The 16,798-nt window shown below is 67.9% G+C and carries 22 protein-coding genes; 11 read left to right on the plus strand and 11 right to left on the minus strand.

Going from position 1 to position 16,798, the window contains the following annotated elements; genetic code table 11:
• Positions 1–47: 47 nt before the first annotated feature.
• From ACN6M5_RS16240 to ACN6M5_RS16255, 4 genes are all read right to left on the minus strand, one after another.
• Positions 48–416: a MarR family winged helix-turn-helix transcriptional regulator gene (locus ACN6M5_RS16240; protein ID WP_256921899.1), complete on the minus strand. Its 369-nt coding sequence runs from the start codon at positions 414–416 to the stop codon at positions 48–50.
• A 436-nt stretch (positions 417–852) separates the two neighbouring features.
• Entirely contained in the window at positions 853–1,353 is a 501-nt protein-coding gene (locus ACN6M5_RS16245) for a MarR family winged helix-turn-helix transcriptional regulator (RefSeq protein WP_434951421.1), read from the minus strand.
• A gap of 32 nt (positions 1,354–1,385) precedes the next feature.
• A complete protein-coding gene (locus ACN6M5_RS16250; protein ID WP_434951423.1) occupies positions 1,386–1,940 on the minus strand; it encodes a MarR family winged helix-turn-helix transcriptional regulator in 555 nt (184 codons plus the stop codon).
• A 48-nt stretch (positions 1,941–1,988) separates the two neighbouring features.
• The gene (locus tag ACN6M5_RS16255; RefSeq protein WP_434951425.1) at positions 1,989–2,366 is read right to left on the minus strand and encodes a DUF7882 family protein; all 378 of its coding nucleotides are present in this window, start codon (positions 2,364–2,366) and stop codon (positions 1,989–1,991) included.
• 214 nt (positions 2,367–2,580) lie between these two features.
• On the opposite strand from ACN6M5_RS16255, the gene ACN6M5_RS16260 reads away from it, so the two are divergent.
• The 5 genes from ACN6M5_RS16260 to ACN6M5_RS16280 all read left to right on the plus strand — a co-directional run bounded on the left by ACN6M5_RS16260 (position 2,581) and on the right by ACN6M5_RS16280 (position 5,908).
• Positions 2,581–2,910, plus strand: a complete 330-nt coding sequence (locus ACN6M5_RS16260; RefSeq protein WP_434951427.1) for a hypothetical protein — start codon at positions 2,581–2,583, stop codon at positions 2,908–2,910.
• A gap of 45 nt (positions 2,911–2,955) precedes the next feature.
• Positions 2,956–3,111: a hypothetical protein gene (locus tag ACN6M5_RS16265; RefSeq protein WP_168688558.1), complete on the plus strand. Its 156-nt coding sequence runs from the start codon at positions 2,956–2,958 to the stop codon at positions 3,109–3,111.
• A 130-nt stretch (positions 3,112–3,241) separates the two neighbouring features.
• The gene (locus tag ACN6M5_RS16270) at positions 3,242–3,916 is read left to right on the plus strand and encodes a PadR family transcriptional regulator (RefSeq protein ID WP_434951430.1); all 675 of its coding nucleotides are present in this window, start codon (positions 3,242–3,244) and stop codon (positions 3,914–3,916) included.
• Between the two features lie 151 nt (positions 3,917–4,067).
• Entirely contained in the window at positions 4,068–5,084 is a 1,017-nt protein-coding gene (locus ACN6M5_RS16275; RefSeq protein WP_434951432.1) for an ABC transporter ATP-binding protein, read from the plus strand.
• The gene (locus ACN6M5_RS16280; RefSeq protein WP_434951434.1) at positions 5,081–5,908 is read left to right on the plus strand and encodes an ABC transporter permease; all 828 of its coding nucleotides are present in this window, start codon (positions 5,081–5,083) and stop codon (positions 5,906–5,908) included. The genes ACN6M5_RS16275 and ACN6M5_RS16280 overlap by 4 nt, the downstream gene beginning before the upstream one ends.
• Before the next feature lie 81 nt (positions 5,909–5,989).
• Here ACN6M5_RS16280 and ACN6M5_RS16285 read toward each other — a convergent pair whose 3' ends face one another.
• Together ACN6M5_RS16285 and upp are read right to left on the minus strand one after the other, a co-directional pair.
• On the minus strand, positions 5,990–6,730 hold the full coding sequence (locus ACN6M5_RS16285) for a winged helix-turn-helix domain-containing protein (protein ID WP_085368775.1): 741 nt from the start codon (positions 6,728–6,730) through the stop codon (positions 5,990–5,992).
• A gap of 440 nt (positions 6,731–7,170) precedes the next feature.
• Complete coding sequence (upp, locus tag ACN6M5_RS16290) at positions 7,171–7,803, minus strand: uracil phosphoribosyltransferase (protein ID WP_168688561.1); 633 nt, start codon at positions 7,801–7,803, stop codon at positions 7,171–7,173.
• Between the two features lie 41 nt (positions 7,804–7,844).
• On the opposite strand from upp, the gene tadA reads away from it, so the two are divergent.
• Positions 7,845–8,312: a tRNA adenosine(34) deaminase TadA gene (gene tadA, locus ACN6M5_RS16295; RefSeq protein WP_434951437.1), complete on the plus strand. Its 468-nt coding sequence runs from the start codon at positions 7,845–7,847 to the stop codon at positions 8,310–8,312.
• 42 nt (positions 8,313–8,354) lie between these two features.
• Here the strand turns inward: tadA and ACN6M5_RS16300 are convergent, their stop codons facing one another.
• Positions 8,355–9,053 (minus strand): glutamine amidotransferase, encoded by a 699-nt coding sequence (locus tag ACN6M5_RS16300; RefSeq protein ID WP_085368772.1) that lies wholly within the window; start codon positions 9,051–9,053, stop codon positions 8,355–8,357.
• Positions 9,050–10,012: a cation diffusion facilitator family transporter gene (locus ACN6M5_RS16305; protein ID WP_168688563.1), complete on the minus strand. Its 963-nt coding sequence runs from the start codon at positions 10,010–10,012 to the stop codon at positions 9,050–9,052. The genes ACN6M5_RS16300 and ACN6M5_RS16305 overlap by 4 nt, the downstream gene beginning before the upstream one ends.
• A 23-nt stretch (positions 10,013–10,035) precedes the next feature.
• Here ACN6M5_RS16305 and proC point away from each other — a divergent pair, with 23 nt between their 5' ends.
• Complete coding sequence (gene proC, locus ACN6M5_RS16310) at positions 10,036–10,884, plus strand: pyrroline-5-carboxylate reductase (protein WP_434951440.1); 849 nt, start codon at positions 10,036–10,038, stop codon at positions 10,882–10,884.
• Positions 10,885–10,898: 14 nt separating this feature from the next.
• On the opposite strand, the gene ACN6M5_RS16315 is transcribed toward proC, so the two are convergent.
• Positions 10,899–11,789: a LysR family transcriptional regulator gene (locus tag ACN6M5_RS16315; RefSeq protein ID WP_434951442.1), complete on the minus strand. Its 891-nt coding sequence runs from the start codon at positions 11,787–11,789 to the stop codon at positions 10,899–10,901.
• Between the two features lie 73 nt (positions 11,790–11,862).
• Here ACN6M5_RS16315 and ACN6M5_RS16320 point away from each other — a divergent pair, with 73 nt between their 5' ends.
• From ACN6M5_RS16320 to ACN6M5_RS16330, 3 genes are read left to right on the plus strand one after another with little or no spacing between them, the layout of a single operon-like run.
• Positions 11,863–13,080: an MFS transporter gene (locus ACN6M5_RS16320; protein ID WP_434951444.1), complete on the plus strand. Its 1,218-nt coding sequence runs from the start codon at positions 11,863–11,865 to the stop codon at positions 13,078–13,080.
• A 13-nt stretch (positions 13,081–13,093) separates the two neighbouring features.
• Positions 13,094–13,660 carry a dihydrofolate reductase family protein gene (locus ACN6M5_RS16325; RefSeq protein ID WP_434951446.1) on the plus strand — a complete coding sequence of 189 codons (567 nt, stop codon included), beginning with the start codon at positions 13,094–13,096 and terminating at the stop codon, positions 13,658–13,660.
• A complete protein-coding gene (locus ACN6M5_RS16330; RefSeq protein WP_434951448.1) occupies positions 13,657–14,100 on the plus strand; it encodes a VOC family protein in 444 nt (147 codons plus the stop codon). Before ACN6M5_RS16325 ends, ACN6M5_RS16330 begins: the two co-directional genes overlap by 4 nt.
• Positions 14,101–14,157: 57 nt before the next feature.
• Here ACN6M5_RS16330 and ACN6M5_RS16335 read toward each other — a convergent pair whose 3' ends face one another.
• Entirely contained in the window at positions 14,158–14,829 is a 672-nt protein-coding gene (locus ACN6M5_RS16335) for a potassium channel family protein (protein WP_085368765.1), read from the minus strand.
• Positions 14,822–16,258: a TrkH family potassium uptake protein gene (locus ACN6M5_RS16340; protein WP_085368764.1), complete on the minus strand. Its 1,437-nt coding sequence runs from the start codon at positions 16,256–16,258 to the stop codon at positions 14,822–14,824. The genes ACN6M5_RS16335 and ACN6M5_RS16340 overlap by 8 nt, the downstream gene beginning before the upstream one ends.
• A gap of 65 nt (positions 16,259–16,323) precedes the next feature.
• On the opposite strand from ACN6M5_RS16340, the gene ACN6M5_RS16345 reads away from it, so the two are divergent.
• Positions 16,324–16,752 (plus strand): ArsR/SmtB family transcription factor, encoded by a 429-nt coding sequence (locus tag ACN6M5_RS16345; protein WP_085368763.1) that lies wholly within the window; start codon positions 16,324–16,326, stop codon positions 16,750–16,752.
• Positions 16,753–16,798 lie beyond the last annotated feature (46 nt).

Below are 16,798 nucleotides of genomic sequence, written 5' to 3' on the forward strand. Positions count from 1 at the left end.
GGACACCCGTCAGGTTGGGGAGAAGCACGGGATGTGGATGGACCGTGTTACTCGTCCCGGAGCTTGTCGCACAGCTCGGCCAGACGGTCGAGCTCAGCGGGGTCGAGCCGTCCGCCGACGCGTTCGGTGATCGTCCGCATGTGCTCGACGGCGACCCGCCGGAACATCTCGAAGCCGGAGTCCGTCATCCGGATCACCGTGCCGCGGGCATCCGACGGCTCCGGGCATTTCGCGACGAGTCCGCGGGCGACCAGCCGGTCGACCAGCCTGCTCACGCTGGGCTGGGTGAGCAGCACGTGCTTGTTGAGGTCGCGCAGACGGAGCGAGCGGTCGGGCTGCCTGGACAGGTTGAACAGCACGTCGTATTCGTTGAACGAGATGTCCCTGGTCGGGAACTCGGCGGCGAGGGTGCGCATCACGGCGACCTGGGCACGGAACAGCGACTCCCACGCCGACACGGCGTTGACGCGCGCAGACGCGCGCCGCGCGTCGCCCGTCCGCTCGCCGGTTCCGGCGTGCGTGCCGGTTCGCTCGCCGGTGCTCGCTTGCGCCTCTGTACGCATGATGCTGCTGCCTCCTCGGGTGGGACGAATGCTCGATGCATTCGCATCCTTCCACCAACCGGTGACAGTTCCATCCGTGCCAGCACGGGATCCTGGATGTAGCGGGACCGGCGTTAACAGATTGAGGGCCGGCCGCAGAGGCTAGCGGCCGGCCCTCTCCCTTGCACCAAGAGTGTCCTGCAATCACATTCCGCGTTGGCTGCCACAGCAAACAACTAACGCTCTTGAACTATATAACGAAGAGGTAACGGGATCTAGTTATCTGTTCGTTATTTTTGCTGCGAGTTTTCTATGTGCGCTTTCGAGCCGGCTCAGCGTCCTCGTTCAAGTGGTCGAGGGTCTCGGTGAGTCGCCCGAGGAAAGCGCTGACGACGCGCGCCTGGTCTTCGTCGAGGGATGCGGCGACGGCTAGCAGCCTGTCGTGCATCTGCCCGAGCGTCTCCCTGACCTCTTCGTCCGCGCCCGGGGTGGCGGTGATGACGATGCTTCGCCGGTCGTTCGGGTGCGGCGCCCGCTGGATGTGCCCGGATGCGCCGAGCCGGTCGAGCATGATCGTGATCGACGACGACTTCATGCCGAGCAGTGCCGCGAGGTCGGCGGGCGTGGCCAGCCGGCCCTCTTCTTCGGCGCGGAGCAGGAAACGCAGCGCACGCAGATCGGCCTCGCCCATCTTCATGGACTCGCGGGTGCGTCGGCGCATCGCCTGTTCGACGGCGTGGTAGGTGCGCAGCGAGCGGAGGACGCGCACCGTGCTGGCAGGCGCCGTTTCAAACCAAGGGTGTTCGGGCATACGGTCGCCAGTTTACCCGGCGTGTCGCGAGGTCAGTGCTTCGCCCTGTCGGCGGTCCTGTCGCCCGCTCTGTCCGTGGCGGGACGTGCGCTGTCGATGTGGTCGACGGCGTCGCGCAGGCGGTCGATGAAGTCCACGATCGTGTCCGCATCCTCGTCGGAGAGGGAGGCGGCGACCTCGACCAACTCTTGGCGGATGTCGCCGAGGATGGCCTTGTGCAGCTCGTCCGTCGGAACGGTGGGCACGATGATGAGCGCGCGCCTGTCGAACGGGCTCGGCTCGCGCCGGACGTGCCCGGCCTTCTCGAGCCTGTCCAGGAGGATCGTGATGGAGGAGCTCTGCACGCCGAGGTAGTCGGCGAGCTCCTTCGGCCCGACGTTGACGCCGCGCTCGTTCGCGCGGAGGAGGTAGCGGAGTGCCGAGATATCGTTCTCGCTCATCCGCATCGCCTGCTCCGAGCGTCGCTGCATGGCCGCGTCAGCGGCTCCGTACGCTCGCATGGCTTCGAGGACGGCCACGGCTCTCTCCCGCTCCGCCTCCGGTCCGTACCAGTAATGAGGCGTCGAACCCTGTTTGTTCGTCGTCATGCACTAGATGATAGACCAACTACAAGCTAGTCAATCTAGCGATGCCCGCTAGACTGCCACCGGCGTGGCCATCGCCGACGCGTTCGTCAGCGTGGCCGCGGGGGTGCGCTGCCTGCGCTTGGACAGCGAGGTGACCTCGACGGGCTCCGGAGGAACGACGACTCCGGCCGACCTGCTGGCCATCTCCATCATCAGTTCGAGCCAGGCGTCGTTGAGGCGGTCGGCCGAGTCCCGGCTGAACTCGTAGCGCAGCGGGATGGCGTTGTCGATCCAGACCGAGTGCCTGCCCGGCGTCGAATGCTCCGTGGTCCAGCTCAGCAGGAAGGGCTCCCTGCGCCGCAGTTTGACCGTGATAACCGCTTGGATATGGGCGAGGACCCGATCCTCGAACTCGAATCCTTCGCCGTCGTACACCAGCACACCCATGACACGCTCCCCATCTCGTCGTGCGCCCATCATGGCGACAACACGAGGATAGCGTATTACTAGATCGTCTAGCTACGCATGTTCGGGAATATTCATTGCTGTAGCTAGTAGCGTATCCGGAGCCGTGAATCAACCCCCTGGCCAAATTTGTCTCAGCGTCGGACTATCTAGAGAATCTAGTTATCCATCACCGAGAAGCTCGAAAGGGCACACCATGACGATCGCGACAGACGCACCGGCGCCGATGACGGCACTCTCTCTGGACGCAGCAGACGCCGCAGGCGCCACCCAGCCGGCGGGAGGCACGGAGTGCGTGACCTGGCGCATCCCCACGGCGGGACTCTGGGTCGCCGAGACTCCCTCCGCCTACCTCGGGATGGTCGACCACAGCCGCGACGGGTTCGTCGCCACCAGCAGCACGGGCCGCGACCTGGGCGTCTTCGCCACCCTCGCCGACGCTCAGCTCGCGGTCTACCGCACCTGGTCGACGCCGGATGCTGCACCGCGCGCCGGCTGGACGTTCCGCGGCACGGCCGCCCACTAGCTCTACGACCTCCCACCGTCCCCAACTAGAAGGAATCACCTCGAAATGCTCGCCCTCATCATCGTCCTGCTCGTCGTCTGGGCCATCCTGGCCGTCCTCGGCTTCGCCATCAAGGGGCTCCTCTGGCTGGCGATCCTCGGTCTCGTCTTCTTCGTGATCACCGCGATCGTCGGGTTCATCCGACGCAACAGCAGGGCCTGAGCGCACCCTACGAACAGAGCGGGCCTCCCCGGCGACCACGGTCGCGGGGGAGGCCCGCTCTTCGTGTTCCGGGCATGCTGGACAGAGCACTCGAAAGCGAATACTCTAAACAAAGTATTCGGAGGTGAACATGTCCAAACGCGCGATCTCGAACCCGCTGGCCCTCGCGGTGCTGTCCTGCCTGTGGGAGCGGCCGATGTACCCGTACGAGATGACCACGTCCATGCGCGAGCGCGGCAAGGAAGACAGCATCCGCCTCAACTTCGGATCCCTCTACGCGGTCATCAAGTCGCTGGAGAAGCACGGCTTCATCGTCGCCACCCAGACCGAGCGGGAGGGCAACCGCCCGGAGCGCGTGGTCTACGAGATCACGGACGCGGGCCGCCGCGAGGCCGACGAGTGGCTGAGCGAGCTCATCGACACCCCCGTCAAGGAGTACCCGGCCATCGAGACCGGCCTCTCCCTCCTCCCGATGCTCCCGCCGCAGACCGCGCTCGAACTCCTGGAGAAGCGGGTGGAGCGGCTCGACGACGAGATCGCCTCCCGGCACCGCCAGCTCGACGAGATCGGCGACAGTCTCCCCGAGCTGTTCATGGTCGAATTCCACTACCGCCAGGCGGTGCTGGATGCGGAGCGCGGGTACATCGCGGGGCTCGCATCGCGCATCCGGGACGGGTCGATCGGCGGCCTGCAGATGTGGGAGGGGCTGCACGCGCTCCTCCGCGAAGGACTCAGCATGGCCGATATCCAGCAGAGGGTGTCGGCGGGCGACTTCGGGCAGGAGGTGGCCGACCTGCTGGGCTAGAAAACGAACCGATGGCCGGAGAGCGGCAACTCTCCGGCCATCCAAACCCCAGTCGTTCCGTGAGGAACCTGCGTCAACAGTCACCGAGGGTCCATTTCCAATGGTATCGCGCGGGTCTCTCACGAACGGCTTCACTCGAAAGGAAGCCATCGTGACAACCGAATATCCGTCGGCGCTCATCGCCGACGATCTCAGAAAGTCCTACCCGGCAGGCAGAGGCAAGCCGCCCGTGCGCGCCGTCGACGGCCTCAGCTTCACCGCTGAGACCGGCACCGTCTTCGGGCTGCTCGGCCCGAACGGCGCAGGCAAGTCCACCACCATCAAGATCCTCTCGACGCTCGCGCGCGCGGACTCCGGTCGCGCGATCGTCGCGGGCATCGATGTGGCCAGGCATCCGGGCAGGGTGCGCCGTTCGATCGGGTTCGTGGCGCAGAAGTCCGTCGCGGACCCGACGGACACCGGCGCGGAGAACCTGGTGCTCGCCGGCAGGCTGCAGGGCCTGTCCGGTCGGGATGCGCGCGCACGGGCCGCAGAGCTGCTCGGCCGGTTCGGTCTGGCGGAGCACGCCACCCGCCAGGTGAAGACGTACTCGGGCGGCATGTCCCGCAAGCTCGACGTCGCCATCGGTCTGATGCACCGTCCGGCGGTGCTGTTCCTGGACGAGCCGACCACCGGCCTCGACCCGGAGGCGCGGGCGGAACTGTGGGCGGAGATCGAGCGGATGACCGCGGTCGAGAACATGACCGTGCTGCTCACCACGCACTACCTGGAGGAGGCGGACAGGCTCGCCAAACGGCTCGCCATCGTCGACAGGGGAACGGTCGTGACGGCCGGGACGCCGGAGGAGCTGAAGAACGACCTCCGCGGCGACGCCGTGATCGTCGAGCTCACTGCAGACGGCGACCCGTTCGCCGCCCTGACCGCCCTCGGACGAGTGGATGCGCTGAGCGAGGTCGGCGGCGACGGCCGCACCCTGCGCGCCCGCGCAGACAGCGGCGCCGCCACGCTTCCGCTCGCGCTCGCAGCGCTCGAGGCGGCAGGCGTCGCCGTCGCGTCCGCGACCGTCGCACGGCCGAGCCTCGACGACGTCTACCTGCGGCACACCGGCCGCACCCTCACGAAAGCTCAGGAAACCGCTCAGGACTCAGCACTGGAGAACGCATCATGACCGCCATCGCCCCCACCCGCATCCACTCGGAGCGCACGGCGTCCGGGCCGTCGTTCTTCACCCACACCGCCGTGCTGACCGCACGCTTGCTGCGCGCAGCCTGGCGGATGCCGGTGTTCCTCGTGATGAACCTGGTGCAGCCGATCATCTGGCTGCTGCTGTTCGGGCAGCTGTTCAAGGCTGTCGTGCAGATCCCGGGCTTCGGCAACGGGCAGAGCTATCTGGAGTTCCTGACCCCCGGGATCGTGATGATGATGGCGCTGTTCGGCAGCGCGTGGTCGGGCACGGTCTACATCCAGGACATGCAGCGCGGGGTGATGGACAGGTTCCTCACGTCGCCGACCAGCCGCCCGGCGATGATCGTGTCCACCCTCGTCTACCAGTCGATCCTGGCCGTGGTGCAGTCGCTCGTGGTGCTCGGGATCGCGTTCTGGGCCGGGGCACGGTTCGAGGGCGGTTTCACCGGGATCGTGCTGCTGCTGCTCGCGGTGGTGCTGCTGACGGCGGTGTTCTGCTCGCTCTCGAACGCGGTCGCCCTGCTGGCGAAGGAGCAGACGGCGCTGATCGGCATCTCACAGCTGATCACGCTGCCTCTGATGTTCCTCAGCTCCGCGATCATGAACACGAAGCTCTCCCCGGAGTGGGTGCAGAACGTCGCGGCGTACAACCCGTTCGAGTGGGCGGTGATCGTCGGCCGTCAGGCGCTCTCCGCGCATCCCGACTGGGCGTCGCTCTGGCTGCACGTCGGCCTGCTCGCCGCGCTCACCGTCGTGATGGCCGCTCTCGCCACCTCGGCCTTCCGCGCCTACCAGCGCTCCGCCTGACCCGAACAATCGAGTCCGAAGTTATTCACGCGCCACGCCGAGTGGCACCGTGAACAACTTCGGACTCGATGGCGTGGCGGCTTAGAACAGGTCGGGGGAGGGGGCGGACGCGTGCCGGATGGACACGTCGGCGTGGCGGTCGAAGCGGTAGCCGACGCCACGGACGGTGCGGACGATGTCCTCGTACCGTCCGAGCTTCGAGCGCAGGCGGCGCACGTGGACATCGATGGTGCGCTCGTTCGGCACCTCGTCGTCCGCGGAGCCCCACAGCGACGAGATCAGCTCGGCGCGCTCGATGGTGCGGCCCTCGCGCAGCACCAGGTACTGCAGGAGCTCGAACTCCTTGTAGGTGAGCGCGGCGGTCTGGTTGTCGAGGAGGAGGCGCTTACGCGAGATGTCGACGACGACGCCACCGGATGCGCGGTCCTCGTCCTCGTCCGGCGTCACCTGGTGGCGGTGCTTGGCGATGGCGGAGGGGTCCTGCAGGGCGAGGCGGACGACATCCACGTCGCGTCCACCGGCTCCTTCTGGAGCGAGTGCGACGGCGGCGTACGTCTCGGCGGACGGTGCGATCTCGGCGGTGAGGCGCTTCAGGGCTTCGACGATGCGGCCGAGGTCGGTGCCGGCTGCAGCGGCCTTGGCCTCGTCGATGCCGACGTAGAGGACGAATCCGCGGGCCTCGGTGCCGTTCGGCACGGCGCGGATCTGGGTGGCGGGGACGGCGGGGGCGGCGGCCGGCGTCGGAACCGCTGCTGCGGGAGCCGGGGCTGCTGCGAGGTGACGGCTGGGGGAGTACGCGGTGTCGATGGTTGCCAGAGACATGGGATGGGTCCTTTGCGATGATGCGGTGAATCCCCTGCCGGATACGGCGTCCCCGGTGGCGTCGAAACGTTCGACGTGTACAGGTAGGTGGCGGGGTGCGAGGATTCGCGAGTGTGTGTTGGGCCTGAGAGCGGCCGGTGTGCGGATGCGTGAGTGTGGCGCATCCGGGGAGCTGGTAGCCCTGTCCCGACTCAGTGGGTCGGCGGGCGGCTGGCTCGGCGAAGGGTCGTCAGATTAGCGACACATTCGGCAACACATGACCGAGTCGCGGCCGGGCATCATCATGCCGGCATCCCCAGGGGCCTCGAAGGAGGTCAGGGTACGCGAGTTGTCAGTCATGCATTGAAGTAAAGCGTCCCGTGACGGCCCGTGTCAAATCATTACGGAATGTTGCGACGTCTCTGTCGCATTCGTGGCTGCCGTCAGCAGGGGTGGACGGGTCAGACCGTGCCGTAGAGGCGGTCACCGGCGTCGCCGAGGCCGGGCACGATGTAGCCGTTCTCGTTGAGGCGCTCGTCGAGGGCGCCGAGCACGATGGTCACGTCGCGGCCCTCCGTCGCCTTCTCCAGGGCGGCGATGCCCTCCGGGGCGGCGAGGATGCAGATGGCGGTGACGTCGACAGCTCCGCGCTTGAAGAGGAACTCGATGGCGGCGCCGAGCGAGCCTCCCGTTGCGAGCATCGGGTCGAGCACGAAGCACTGGCGGTCGGAGAGATCGTCCGGCAGGCGCTCCGCGTACGTGGTCGGCTCGAACGTCACCTCGTTGCGCGCCATGCCGAGGAAGCCGACCTCGGCGGTCGGCATCAGGCGGACCATGCCCTCGAGCATCCCGAGCCCTGCGCGCAGGATGGGGACGACGAGCGGACGCGGCTCGCTGAGGGTGACGCCCGTGGTGGTGGTGACCGGCGTCTCGATCTCGACCGGCTCGACCTTGACGGCGCGGGTCGCTTCGTACGCGAGCAGTGTCACGAGTTCCTCGGTGAGCGCGCGGAACACCGGAGACGGGGTGTGCTTGTTGCGCAACACCGTCAGCTTGTGGGTGATGAGGGGGTGGTCGGCAACGTGCACTCGCATAGGCTCAAGGCTAACCGACGTTTCCCCCGTGAGGAGCCCGCGTGAGTCTGGCCGTCCCCGACGACTACGAGCAGTGGATGCGCCGCGCCATCGCCGACGCGCGGCTCGCCTTCGACACCGGCGACGTCCCGGTCGCCGCTCTGGTCGTCGACGAGAACGGTGAGGTCATCGGGACCGGCCGCAACGAGCGCGAGCTGCACAACGACCCGACCGCCCACGCGGAGGTGCTCGCGCTGCGCGAGGCAGCAGCATCCAGGGACGACTGGCACCTGGAGGGATGCACGCTCGTCGTCACCCTCGAACCGTGCGTGATGTGCGCGGGCGCCGTGCTGGCCGCCCGGGTGCCGCGCGTGGTGTTCGGCGCCTGGGATGAGAAGGCGGGTGCGGCGGGGTCGGTGTACGACGTGCTGCGCGACCGCCGGCTGAACCACCGGGTCGAGGTGTACGCGGGCGTGCTGGCCGAGGACTGCGCCGACCTGCTGCTGGACTTCTTCCGCGCGAAGCGCTGAGGGGGCGGCGGCGTGCGCGGCGCCGAAGCGGGCGCGGGCGCGCTACGGCAGCTGCGCCAGCCACTCCGAGAACGCTGCGCGGGATGCGGCCTGCATCGCCGCCGAGTACTGCTCGCGGTCGCGGCGCATGGCGTCGGGGTCGATCGCATGCTCGTCCAGCTCGTTGTACCCGTCGGACACCCAGCGCTCGTGCATCTCGTCGGTGACCTCCGGGTGGAACTGCACGGCGAGGGCGAAGTCCCCGATCGCGAACGCCTCGTTGGAGTAGTCGCTCGAGGATGCGAGCAGCGTCGCGCGCTCCGGCAGGTCGAACGTGTCGCCGTGCCACTCCACGACGGGGACGCCGTCGAAGTGCCTGATCGGCGACTCCGCTCCCGCCGCCGTCGGCTCGACCCTGCGGAAGCCGATCTGCATCGTGCCGCCCTTGTAGACGCGCTCGCCGAGGGCGCCGGCCATCAGCTGCGCGCCGAGGCACACCCCGAGCGTCGGGAGTTCGGTGTCGAGTCTCTGCCTGATGAGGGCCTGCTCGTGCGCCAGGTGCGGGAACTCGCGCGTCTGGTATGCACCCATCTCGCCGCCGAGGATGACGAGGAGGTCGGCCGTCTCCGCATCCACTGCCGTCAGGTCCTCGGTCGTCGCGTCGACCACGCTGACCTCGTAGCCGTGCTCGGCCAGGACCGGCCCGATGTTGCCGAGGTGGATGGTGGGGTCGTGCTGCAGCACGACGGCGCGGCGGGTCACTCGAGGCCCTTGATGACGATGGCGTCCGTGGCCGGGTGCTTCTCGTTGGGGTCGATCCACACATCCGGTTCGATGTAGATGACGCGCGCGGACGGCACGGCGGCACGGATGCGGCGCTCGACGCTGTCGATGGCGGCGGCGACCTCGGAGAGCCTGCGCTCGCCGTAGATCGCGAGCTTCACGCCCACCAGCAGCTCGTCCGGTCCGAGGTACAGCGTCTTCATGTGGATGATGCGCTCGGCCTCGTCGCCGTCGAGAATCGCCTTCTCGATGGCCGCGACGTCTTCGTCGCTCGCGCCCTCGCCCACCAGCAGGCTCTTCGTCTCCATGCCCAGGATGACGGCGACGGTGATCAGCAGCGCGCCGATGAGGAGCGTGCCGATCGCATCCCACACCCCGTTGTGCGTGATGATCGTGAGGCCGACGCCCAGCAGCGCGAACACCAGACCGGTGAGCGCCGCGACGTCTTCGAGCAGCACGACCGGCAGCTCGGGGGCCTTGGCGCGGCGGATGAACTGCGGCCACGACATGCTCTTCTTGTGCGGGCGGGACTCGTGCACCGCCGTGCGGAGCGAGAACGACTCCAGGCCGATCGCGATGACCAGCACCAGCAGCGGCAGCCACCAGTTCTCGAGGGGATGCGGGTGCGTCAGCTTCTCGATGCCCTCGTACAGGGAGAACACGCCACCGACGGAGAACAGGATGATCGAGACGACGAACGCGTAGACGTAGCGCTCGCGGCCGTAGCCGAAGGGATGCTCCTTGTCCGCCTTCTTCTTCGCCTGGCGTCCGCCGAGCAGCAGGAGCAGCTGATTACCGGAGTCCGCTACCGAGTGGACGCCCTCCGCGAGCATCGACGACGAGCCGGAGAAGGCCCACGCGATGAACTTCGTGATGGCGATCCCGAGGTTGGCGGCGAAGGCCGCGACGATTGCCCTGGTTCCACCCGATGCGCTCATGGCAACATCCTAGGATGGCGAGCATGACCGACACGCAGAACGTCACGCTCCCGACGATCGCCATGCTCGGAGCAGGCTCCATGGGCCGCGCCATCCTCAGCGGCCTCCTCGCGCCCGGTGTCACCGTCCAGGGCGGCATCCGGGTGACCAACCGCTCGGCGGCGCGCGCCGCGGAACTCTCCGGCACAGCAGGGGTGACCGCGTACGCCACCGAGACCAAGGCCGACGCGAACCGCCTCGCCGTGGACGGCGCCGAGATCGTCATCGTGGCCGTGAAACCGGCGATGGTGCCGGACCTGCTGCGCGAGATCGGCGCATCCCTCACCCCCGGCGCCGTGGTCGTGAGCGTCGCGGCCGGCGTGACGACGGCGACGTTCGAGTCGCTGCTGCCGCAGACCGTGACCGTGGTGCGGTCGATGCCGAACACGCCGGCGGTGGTCGGCAAGGCGGTCACCGGCATCAGCGGAGGCAACCGCACGCGTCCGGACGACCTCGCGCTGGTGCGCACGCTGTTCGAGACAGTGGGCGAAGTGGTCGAGGTCCCCGAATCCCAGCTGGATGCGCTCGGCACCATCTCCGGCTCCGGCCCCGCATACGTGTTCTTCCTGATCGAGCAGCTGACCGCCGCCGCCGTCGCCAAAGGCTTCACGCCGGAGCAGGCGGCGACCCTGGTCAACGGCACCTTCCTCGGCGCCTCCGAGCTCCTCGTCTCCTCGGGCGAGGACCCCGCAGAGCTCCGCCGCCGCGTCACGAGCCCCGGCGGCACCACGGAGCGCGCCATCGCCGTTCTCGCCGACGCCGACCTCGCCTCCCTCTTCACCCGCGCCACCGACGCCGCCCTCGCCCGCTCCCGCGAGCTCGCCGCCTCCTAGCCGGCCGCGGCGCATCATTCCTGATCGAACCCTGAGGTGTTGAGGCCCGCCGCCGCAACGGCGGCAGCCGTGGCCTGGATGAAGTCGTACGCGATCCCTGCGCCGTCGGACGCTCGGGCGACCGCCCACACTCGGCGCTTCATGCCGGGGAGGGGGGTGGCGGCGAGTCGGGTCATGTCGAGTGAGCGGAGCGCTGTCCCTGGCATGGTGACCACGCCCAGTCCCGCGGCGACGAAGGATGCCTGGACGTTGATGTCCTCTGTGCGCAGCGAGACCCTGGGCTGGAAGCCGGCGGCGAGGCAGACGGCTTCGATGCCGGCCTGGCAGCGCTCGCATCCGGCGATCCAGCTGGAGTCGCGATGGTTGGCGACGCGGTCGTCCGGGGTGGTGCTCAGCAGGTAGATCGGGTCGTCGTAGAGCTTGACCGCGGCGAACTCGTCACCGACGGGCGCGTCATCCGGGCGGTGCATCACCGCGACGTCCACCTCGTTCCGGCGCAGGAGCGCCATCGAGTCGATGGGGTCGCTCTCCTGCAGCTCCAGGGCGATGTCGTCGTAGTCGTCTTGCAGGCGACGGAGCGCAGGGGGCACGAGTTCGAGAAGCGCAGACTGGAACGCGGCGATGCGAAGTCTGCTGCGGAGCTGGCGGCTGAGCGCGGTGACCTCGGACTGGGTTTCGTCCAGTCGTCGCAGGATCTCGCGGGCGCGGGATGCGAGGAGCTGCCCTTCCGGGGTGAGCACGATTCCGCGGCCACGGCGCACGGTGAGTGCTGCGCCGACGTGCTCCTGCAGTCGGGCCAGATGGTGGCTGACCGAGGCCTGGGCGTAGTGAAGTTCTTCCGCGGCCGCGGTGAGGGATCCGGTGCGCGCGATGGCGTCGATGACGCGGAGCTGGTTGATCTCCATTCATCGACCATACCGATGAATACCGGTAAATCATTGCCTTGATCGATTTTATGGATGCGGCGAGCATTGAAGCATGACCAGATCGAGCGAGGCAGGCGCCGGCTACGGCCGGCTGTTCCTCGACCGCGAGTTCCGTGCCCTGTGGGCCGGAAGCGCACTGGGGACGGCATCGACCTCGATGGCCGGGCTGGCTCTCGGTCTTCTCGTGCACGCCGAAACCGGTTCCGCGTTCCTGACCGCGCTGGTCGTGTTCGGTCCCTCGCTCGCGCAGCTGTTCGGGGCGAGCGCGCTCATGTCGGCCGTCGACACGGTGCCACCCCGGATGCTGCTTGCGGCGTCTGGGGCGGCGCTGGCGATCGCGTTCACTGCGCAGGCAGCGTTCGATCTGGCACCGGCCGGGCGACTCGCGATCGTGGTGTGCACCTCGGTGGTCCTGTCTCTCGCCAGCGGCGCCCGCTGGGGGCTGCTGGCCGACGTCGTGCCGGCGAACCGTTACGCGCTCGCCCGTTCGGCGATGAACGTCTCGGTCGGCGTGATGCAAGTGGTCGGCTTCGCTCTCGGCGGTGTTCTGTCGGTTCTGTGGGCTCCAACCGCGATCTTCTGGATCGCGACGGGCTGCTCCGCGGTGGCCGCGCTGGTGAGCTGGTTCGGGATCGGGTCGCACGCGCCGCGACGTTCCGGACGGCCCGGTTTCCGGGCGACGTGGGCGGCCAACACGCTGCTCCTGCGTCAGCCGTCCACCCGGTGGCTTCTGATCGCGCTCTGTGTCCCGAACGGCCTGGTGGCCGGATGCGAGGCCCTCTTCGTCTCGTACGCGCCGTCAGCAGCGGCTTCGTTTTTCGTGGCCGGCGCCGCAGGAATGCTCGCCGGGGACGTGCTCATGGGCCGGGTGCTGACCGAGCGCTCACGAAGGGTCGGCACCGAGTGGTTGCGGCTGCTGCTTCCGGTTCCGTTCCTGGTCTTCGTCCTCCAGCCGCCGATCCCTGTCGCGGCCGTGATGGTTGGGATCGGATCGATCGGGTACGCCGCCTCGCTCGGCCAGCAAGAGCTCCTCGTCGCGGTGACTCCGCGTGAGCTCACCGGCCAAGTCTTGGGAGCAGAGTCATCCGCCCGGGTCGCCTTCCAAGGCGTCGCCGCAGCCGTGGCGGGTGGCCTTGCCGAGATCGTGCAGACCGGGCTGGCGATCGGTCTGCTCAGTCTCACCTCGATCGCGGTCTCGGTGATGCTCATCCCGGGCCTTGGCCGGGCCGTCCACTCAGGGCCGGTCGGCCAGCCTCTCCTCCATCAATGAAAGGACAACAGCAATGCGAAAACTGATCGCCCAGCAATGGGTCACGCTCGACAACATCGTCGCCGAAGAGGACGGGGGCCTCGGCTTCGTCTCCGGCGAACCCTTCGACGACGGCACAAGGACCCCGTTCCAGGACAGCGCCATGAACCTCATCGAGTCCGTCGACACGATGATCCTCGGCGCCACGACGTACACGCAGTCCACGGGATGGGCCACCGCCGACGACCAGGGCGAGTACGGCCGCAAGCTCAACGAGCTCGCCAAGTTCGTCGCCTCCAGCACGCTCGACGACGCCCCGTGGGGAGACTTCCCTGCGGCGACGGTGGTCGCCGACCCGGCGGCGACCATCCGGCGGCTCAGAGAGCACGACGGCAAGAACCTCTGGCTGTGGGGGAGCCTGACGCTCATGCAATCCCTTTTCGACGAAGGCCTCATCGACGAAGTCCGGCTGCTGGTCTGCCCGACGACACGCGGCGCCGGACGCCGTTTCTTCCAGGACCGCCAGGATCTGTCCCTGATCGAGGCGACCGGCTTCGAGAACGGGGTCGTCCTTCTCCGCTACGAGGTGAACAGTAAATGACCATCAGACTCGACAACGTCGGCATCGCCGTCCGCGACATCGAGGAAGCGATCTCCTTCTTCACCGACCTCGGCCTCTCGATTCTGGGGCGCGACACGGTCAGCGGCGAATGGGCCGACACCGCCGTCGGACTCGACGGCAACCACGCCAAGATCGCCGTGCTCCAGACACCGGACGGCCACGGCCGGCTCGAGTTCTTCGAGTACATCCACCCGGATGCCATCGAGACCACACCGACCCTCCCGAACGAGATCGGAATGCACCGCGTCGCATTCACCGTCGACGACATCGACGCCGCGCTCGCGATCGCCGCGCAGTACGGGTACCACCCGCTTCGGGGTGTGGCAACCTACGGTGACTTCTACAAGCTCACCTACCTGCGCGGCCCCAGCGACATCCTCGTGATGTTCGCCCAGGAACTCACGCCCGCCCGAACCTGACAACGCCGCATGCCCGGATCGTGCCGCGGGGCGGGCGCGGCAGGCAGGCGGCGCCGGTCAGGAGTCGAGGGCGGCGAAGCGCTCGATGTCGGAGGAGGAGCCGGAAACGATGATGAGGTCGTGGTTGGAGACCACGGTGTCCGCCGTCGCGTAGGTGAACGGCTTGCCGGGGCTCTTCACACCGACGACGGTGATGTGGTACTTCGTGCGCACGCCGGACTCGGTGAGGTTGATGCCGCGGATGGGCTTCGGCGGGTACATCTTGACCAGGGCGAAGTCGTCGTCGAATTCGATGAAGTCGAGCATCCGGCCGGAGACCAGGTGGGCGACGCGCTCGCCGGCCTCCGCCTCCGGGTAGATGACGTGGTTGGCGCCGATGCGTTCCAGGATCTTGCCGTGCGACTGCGAGATGGCTTTGGCCCAGATCTGCGGCACCTTGAGGTCGACCAGGTTGGCGGTGATGAGCACGCTCGCCTCGATGGACGAGCCGACAGCGACGACGGCGATGGAGAAGTCCTCCGCCCCGATCTGGCGCAGCGTCTCGATCGAGCGGGCGTCGGCCTGCACCGTGTGCGTCACCCTGTCCGCCCACTTCTGCACCAGCCCGGCGTCCGTGTCGATGGCGAGCACCTCGCGGTCCAGCCGGTCGAGCTCTCCCGCCGTCGCTGCGCCGAAGCGGCCGAGCCCGATCACCAGGACGGGAGCGTTGTGCTTGATCCGGTCAACCAACGAGCGGCCTCTCCTCAGGGTTCTGGTACAGCTGCTTGCGCTGGCTCTGGGCGAGCGCCGCGGCGAGTGTCACTGTACCAACGCGCCCGCAGAACATCGTGGCCGCCATCACGTACACCCCCGCATCCGGCAGCTTCTCCGTCAGGCCGGTCGACAGGCCGCAGGTGGCGAACGCGGAGATCACGTCGAACAGCACGTGGTCGAGCGGCGCCTTGGTGATCTGCAGGATCAGGATGCTCGACACCGCCACGATCGTCGCACCCCACAGCGCCACCGCCACCGAGAGCCGCAGCACGTCGATCGGGATGCGGCGACGGAACGCATCCATCGACTCCACCCCGCGCGCCTCCGCGAACGCCGCGAGGAACAGCACGGCGAGCGTCGTCACCTTGATGCCGCCGGCCGTGGATGCGGACCCGCCGCCGATGAACATCAGCATGTCGGTCACCAGCAGGCTCGATCCGTGCAGGTCGTCGATCGGCACCGTGGAGAACCCGCCCGACCTGGCCATCGTCGACAGGAACAGCGACTGGAAGACGGTGTGGCCGGCATCCAGGTGGCCGAACGTCTTCGGGTTGTCCGCCTCGAGGACGATGTAGAGCACGGCGCCGGCGACCAGCAGAATCACCGAGGTCACCAGGGTCAGCTTCACGTGGATGGACCAGCGACGGCGACGCTTGCGCAGGTTCGTCGCGATGGCGAGGATCACCGGGAAGCCGATCGCCCCGAGGAAGACGCCGATCATCAGCGCGCCGAGGAACCAGAAGTCCTCGGCGAACGGGGCGAGACCTTCCGCGTTCGGCGTGAATCCGGTGTTCGTGAACGCCATCGCCGCGTAGTAGATGCTCTCCCAGAGCGCTGTGCCGAACGGGATCCCGGCGATCAGCATCCTGGGCAGCAGCAGCAACCCGACGACGCCCTCGATCACCACCATGCTGAGGGCCACCGTGATGAGCAGCTTGCCCACCTCGCCCAGCCGCACGGCCTGTCCTTCTGCCACCGGGCCGGCGTGGATGCGCAGCGGGTTGCTGTCGCTCGCGGCCATCAGCTTGGCGCGCAGCCCCAGCTTGCGCGAGACCACCAGGCCCAGGATGCTCGCCATCGTCAGCACGCCGACCGCGCCGATCTGCACGCCGAAGAACACCAGTAGGTGGCCGAAGACGCTCCAGTGCGTCGCCATGTCCACGGTGGAGAGTCCGGTCACGCAGATGACGCTGACCGCGGTGAAGAGCGCGTCGGCGAGCGGGGTGGTCGACCGGGCTGTGGTGGCGATCGGCAGCGAGAAGAGCAGCGTGAAGACCAGGATCAGCAGGGTGAAGACGAGGATCGCGAACCGCGAAGGGCTCCTGCTCGCGAAACCGTTGATGCCGTCGCGCATCCGACCGGCCGGCGTCAGGCTCATCCGCCCGGACGTCTGTGTCGCTCGCATGACCGTTCCTCCCGCCGACAGCTTGGGACATGGTACTCCGCTGGGCGAGTGACTAGCCTGGGGTGATGGCCGACATCTTTGACGTGATCGCGGATGCGACGCGGCGCGACATCCTGCGAGTGCTTCTCGACCGCCATGCCGACGATGTCCATTCCTCCGGAGAGATATCGGTCTCCGAGATCGTGTCGACACTGGAATTGAGCCAGCCGACGGTCTCCAAGCACCTCAAGGTGCTGCGCGAGGCCGGGCTCGTCTCGGTGCGCGAGGAGGGTCAGCACCGTTACTACCGGCTGGATGCTGCGCCCCTGGAGGCCGTCGAGGACTGGGTCATTCCCTTCACGGCATCCGATGTCGACCTCGCGGCGATCGAAGACCAGCTGGCCGACGAGACGCGTGAGTTCGCGAGCACGGTTGGCAAGGTGCTCGCCGACACCGGCCACCGGGTGACCACCGCCGTGGAGCGCGTGACGCCCCGCAAATGGCGTCGCGACTGACCGCTGCACGACCTCCACTTGTCTGCGAGCCCCGGCGGGTTCTAGA

Source organism: Leifsonia araucanica (genome assembly GCF_051161895.1).
Lineage (GTDB): Bacteria > Actinomycetota > Actinomycetes > Actinomycetales > Microbacteriaceae > Leifsonia.

Excerpts from the sequence above, each read along its gene's own strand:
- ACN6M5_RS16240 (WP_256921899.1), bottom strand. The coding sequence starts at position 416 with ATGCGCACCCTCGCCGCCGAGTTCCCGACCAGGGACATCTCGTTCAAC.
- ACN6M5_RS16245 (WP_434951421.1), bottom strand. The coding sequence starts at position 1,353 with ATGCCCGAACACCCTTGGTTTGAAACGGCGCCTGCCAGCACGGTGCGC.
- ACN6M5_RS16250 (WP_434951423.1), bottom strand. The coding sequence starts at position 1,940 with ATGACGACGAACAAACAGGGTTCGACGCCTCATTACTGGTACGGACCG.
- ACN6M5_RS16255 (WP_434951425.1), bottom strand. The coding sequence starts at position 2,366 with ATGGGTGTGCTGGTGTACGACGGCGAAGGATTCGAGTTCGAGGATCGG.
- ACN6M5_RS16260 (WP_434951427.1), top strand. The coding sequence starts at position 2,581 with ATGACGATCGCGACAGACGCACCGGCGCCGATGACGGCACTCTCTCTG.
- ACN6M5_RS16265 (WP_168688558.1), top strand. The coding sequence starts at position 2,956 with ATGCTCGCCCTCATCATCGTCCTGCTCGTCGTCTGGGCCATCCTGGCC.
- ACN6M5_RS16270 (WP_434951430.1), top strand. The coding sequence starts at position 3,242 with ATGTCCAAACGCGCGATCTCGAACCCGCTGGCCCTCGCGGTGCTGTCC.
- ACN6M5_RS16280 (WP_434951434.1), top strand. The coding sequence starts at position 5,081 with ATGACCGCCATCGCCCCCACCCGCATCCACTCGGAGCGCACGGCGTCC.
- ACN6M5_RS16285 (WP_085368775.1), bottom strand. The coding sequence starts at position 6,730 with ATGTCTCTGGCAACCATCGACACCGCGTACTCCCCCAGCCGTCACCTC.
- upp (WP_168688561.1), bottom strand. The coding sequence starts at position 7,803 with ATGCGAGTGCACGTTGCCGACCACCCCCTCATCACCCACAAGCTGACG.
- ACN6M5_RS16305 (WP_168688563.1), bottom strand. The coding sequence starts at position 10,012 with ATGAGCGCATCGGGTGGAACCAGGGCAATCGTCGCGGCCTTCGCCGCC.
- proC (WP_434951440.1), top strand. The coding sequence starts at position 10,036 with ATGACCGACACGCAGAACGTCACGCTCCCGACGATCGCCATGCTCGGA.
- ACN6M5_RS16315 (WP_434951442.1), bottom strand. The coding sequence starts at position 11,789 with ATGGAGATCAACCAGCTCCGCGTCATCGACGCCATCGCGCGCACCGGA.
- ACN6M5_RS16320 (WP_434951444.1), top strand. The coding sequence starts at position 11,863 with ATGACCAGATCGAGCGAGGCAGGCGCCGGCTACGGCCGGCTGTTCCTC.
- ACN6M5_RS16325 (WP_434951446.1), top strand. The coding sequence starts at position 13,094 with ATGCGAAAACTGATCGCCCAGCAATGGGTCACGCTCGACAACATCGTC.
- ACN6M5_RS16330 (WP_434951448.1), top strand. The coding sequence starts at position 13,657 with ATGACCATCAGACTCGACAACGTCGGCATCGCCGTCCGCGACATCGAG.
- ACN6M5_RS16340 (WP_085368764.1), bottom strand. The coding sequence starts at position 16,258 with ATGCGAGCGACACAGACGTCCGGGCGGATGAGCCTGACGCCGGCCGGT.
- ACN6M5_RS16345 (WP_085368763.1), top strand. The coding sequence starts at position 16,324 with ATGGCCGACATCTTTGACGTGATCGCGGATGCGACGCGGCGCGACATC.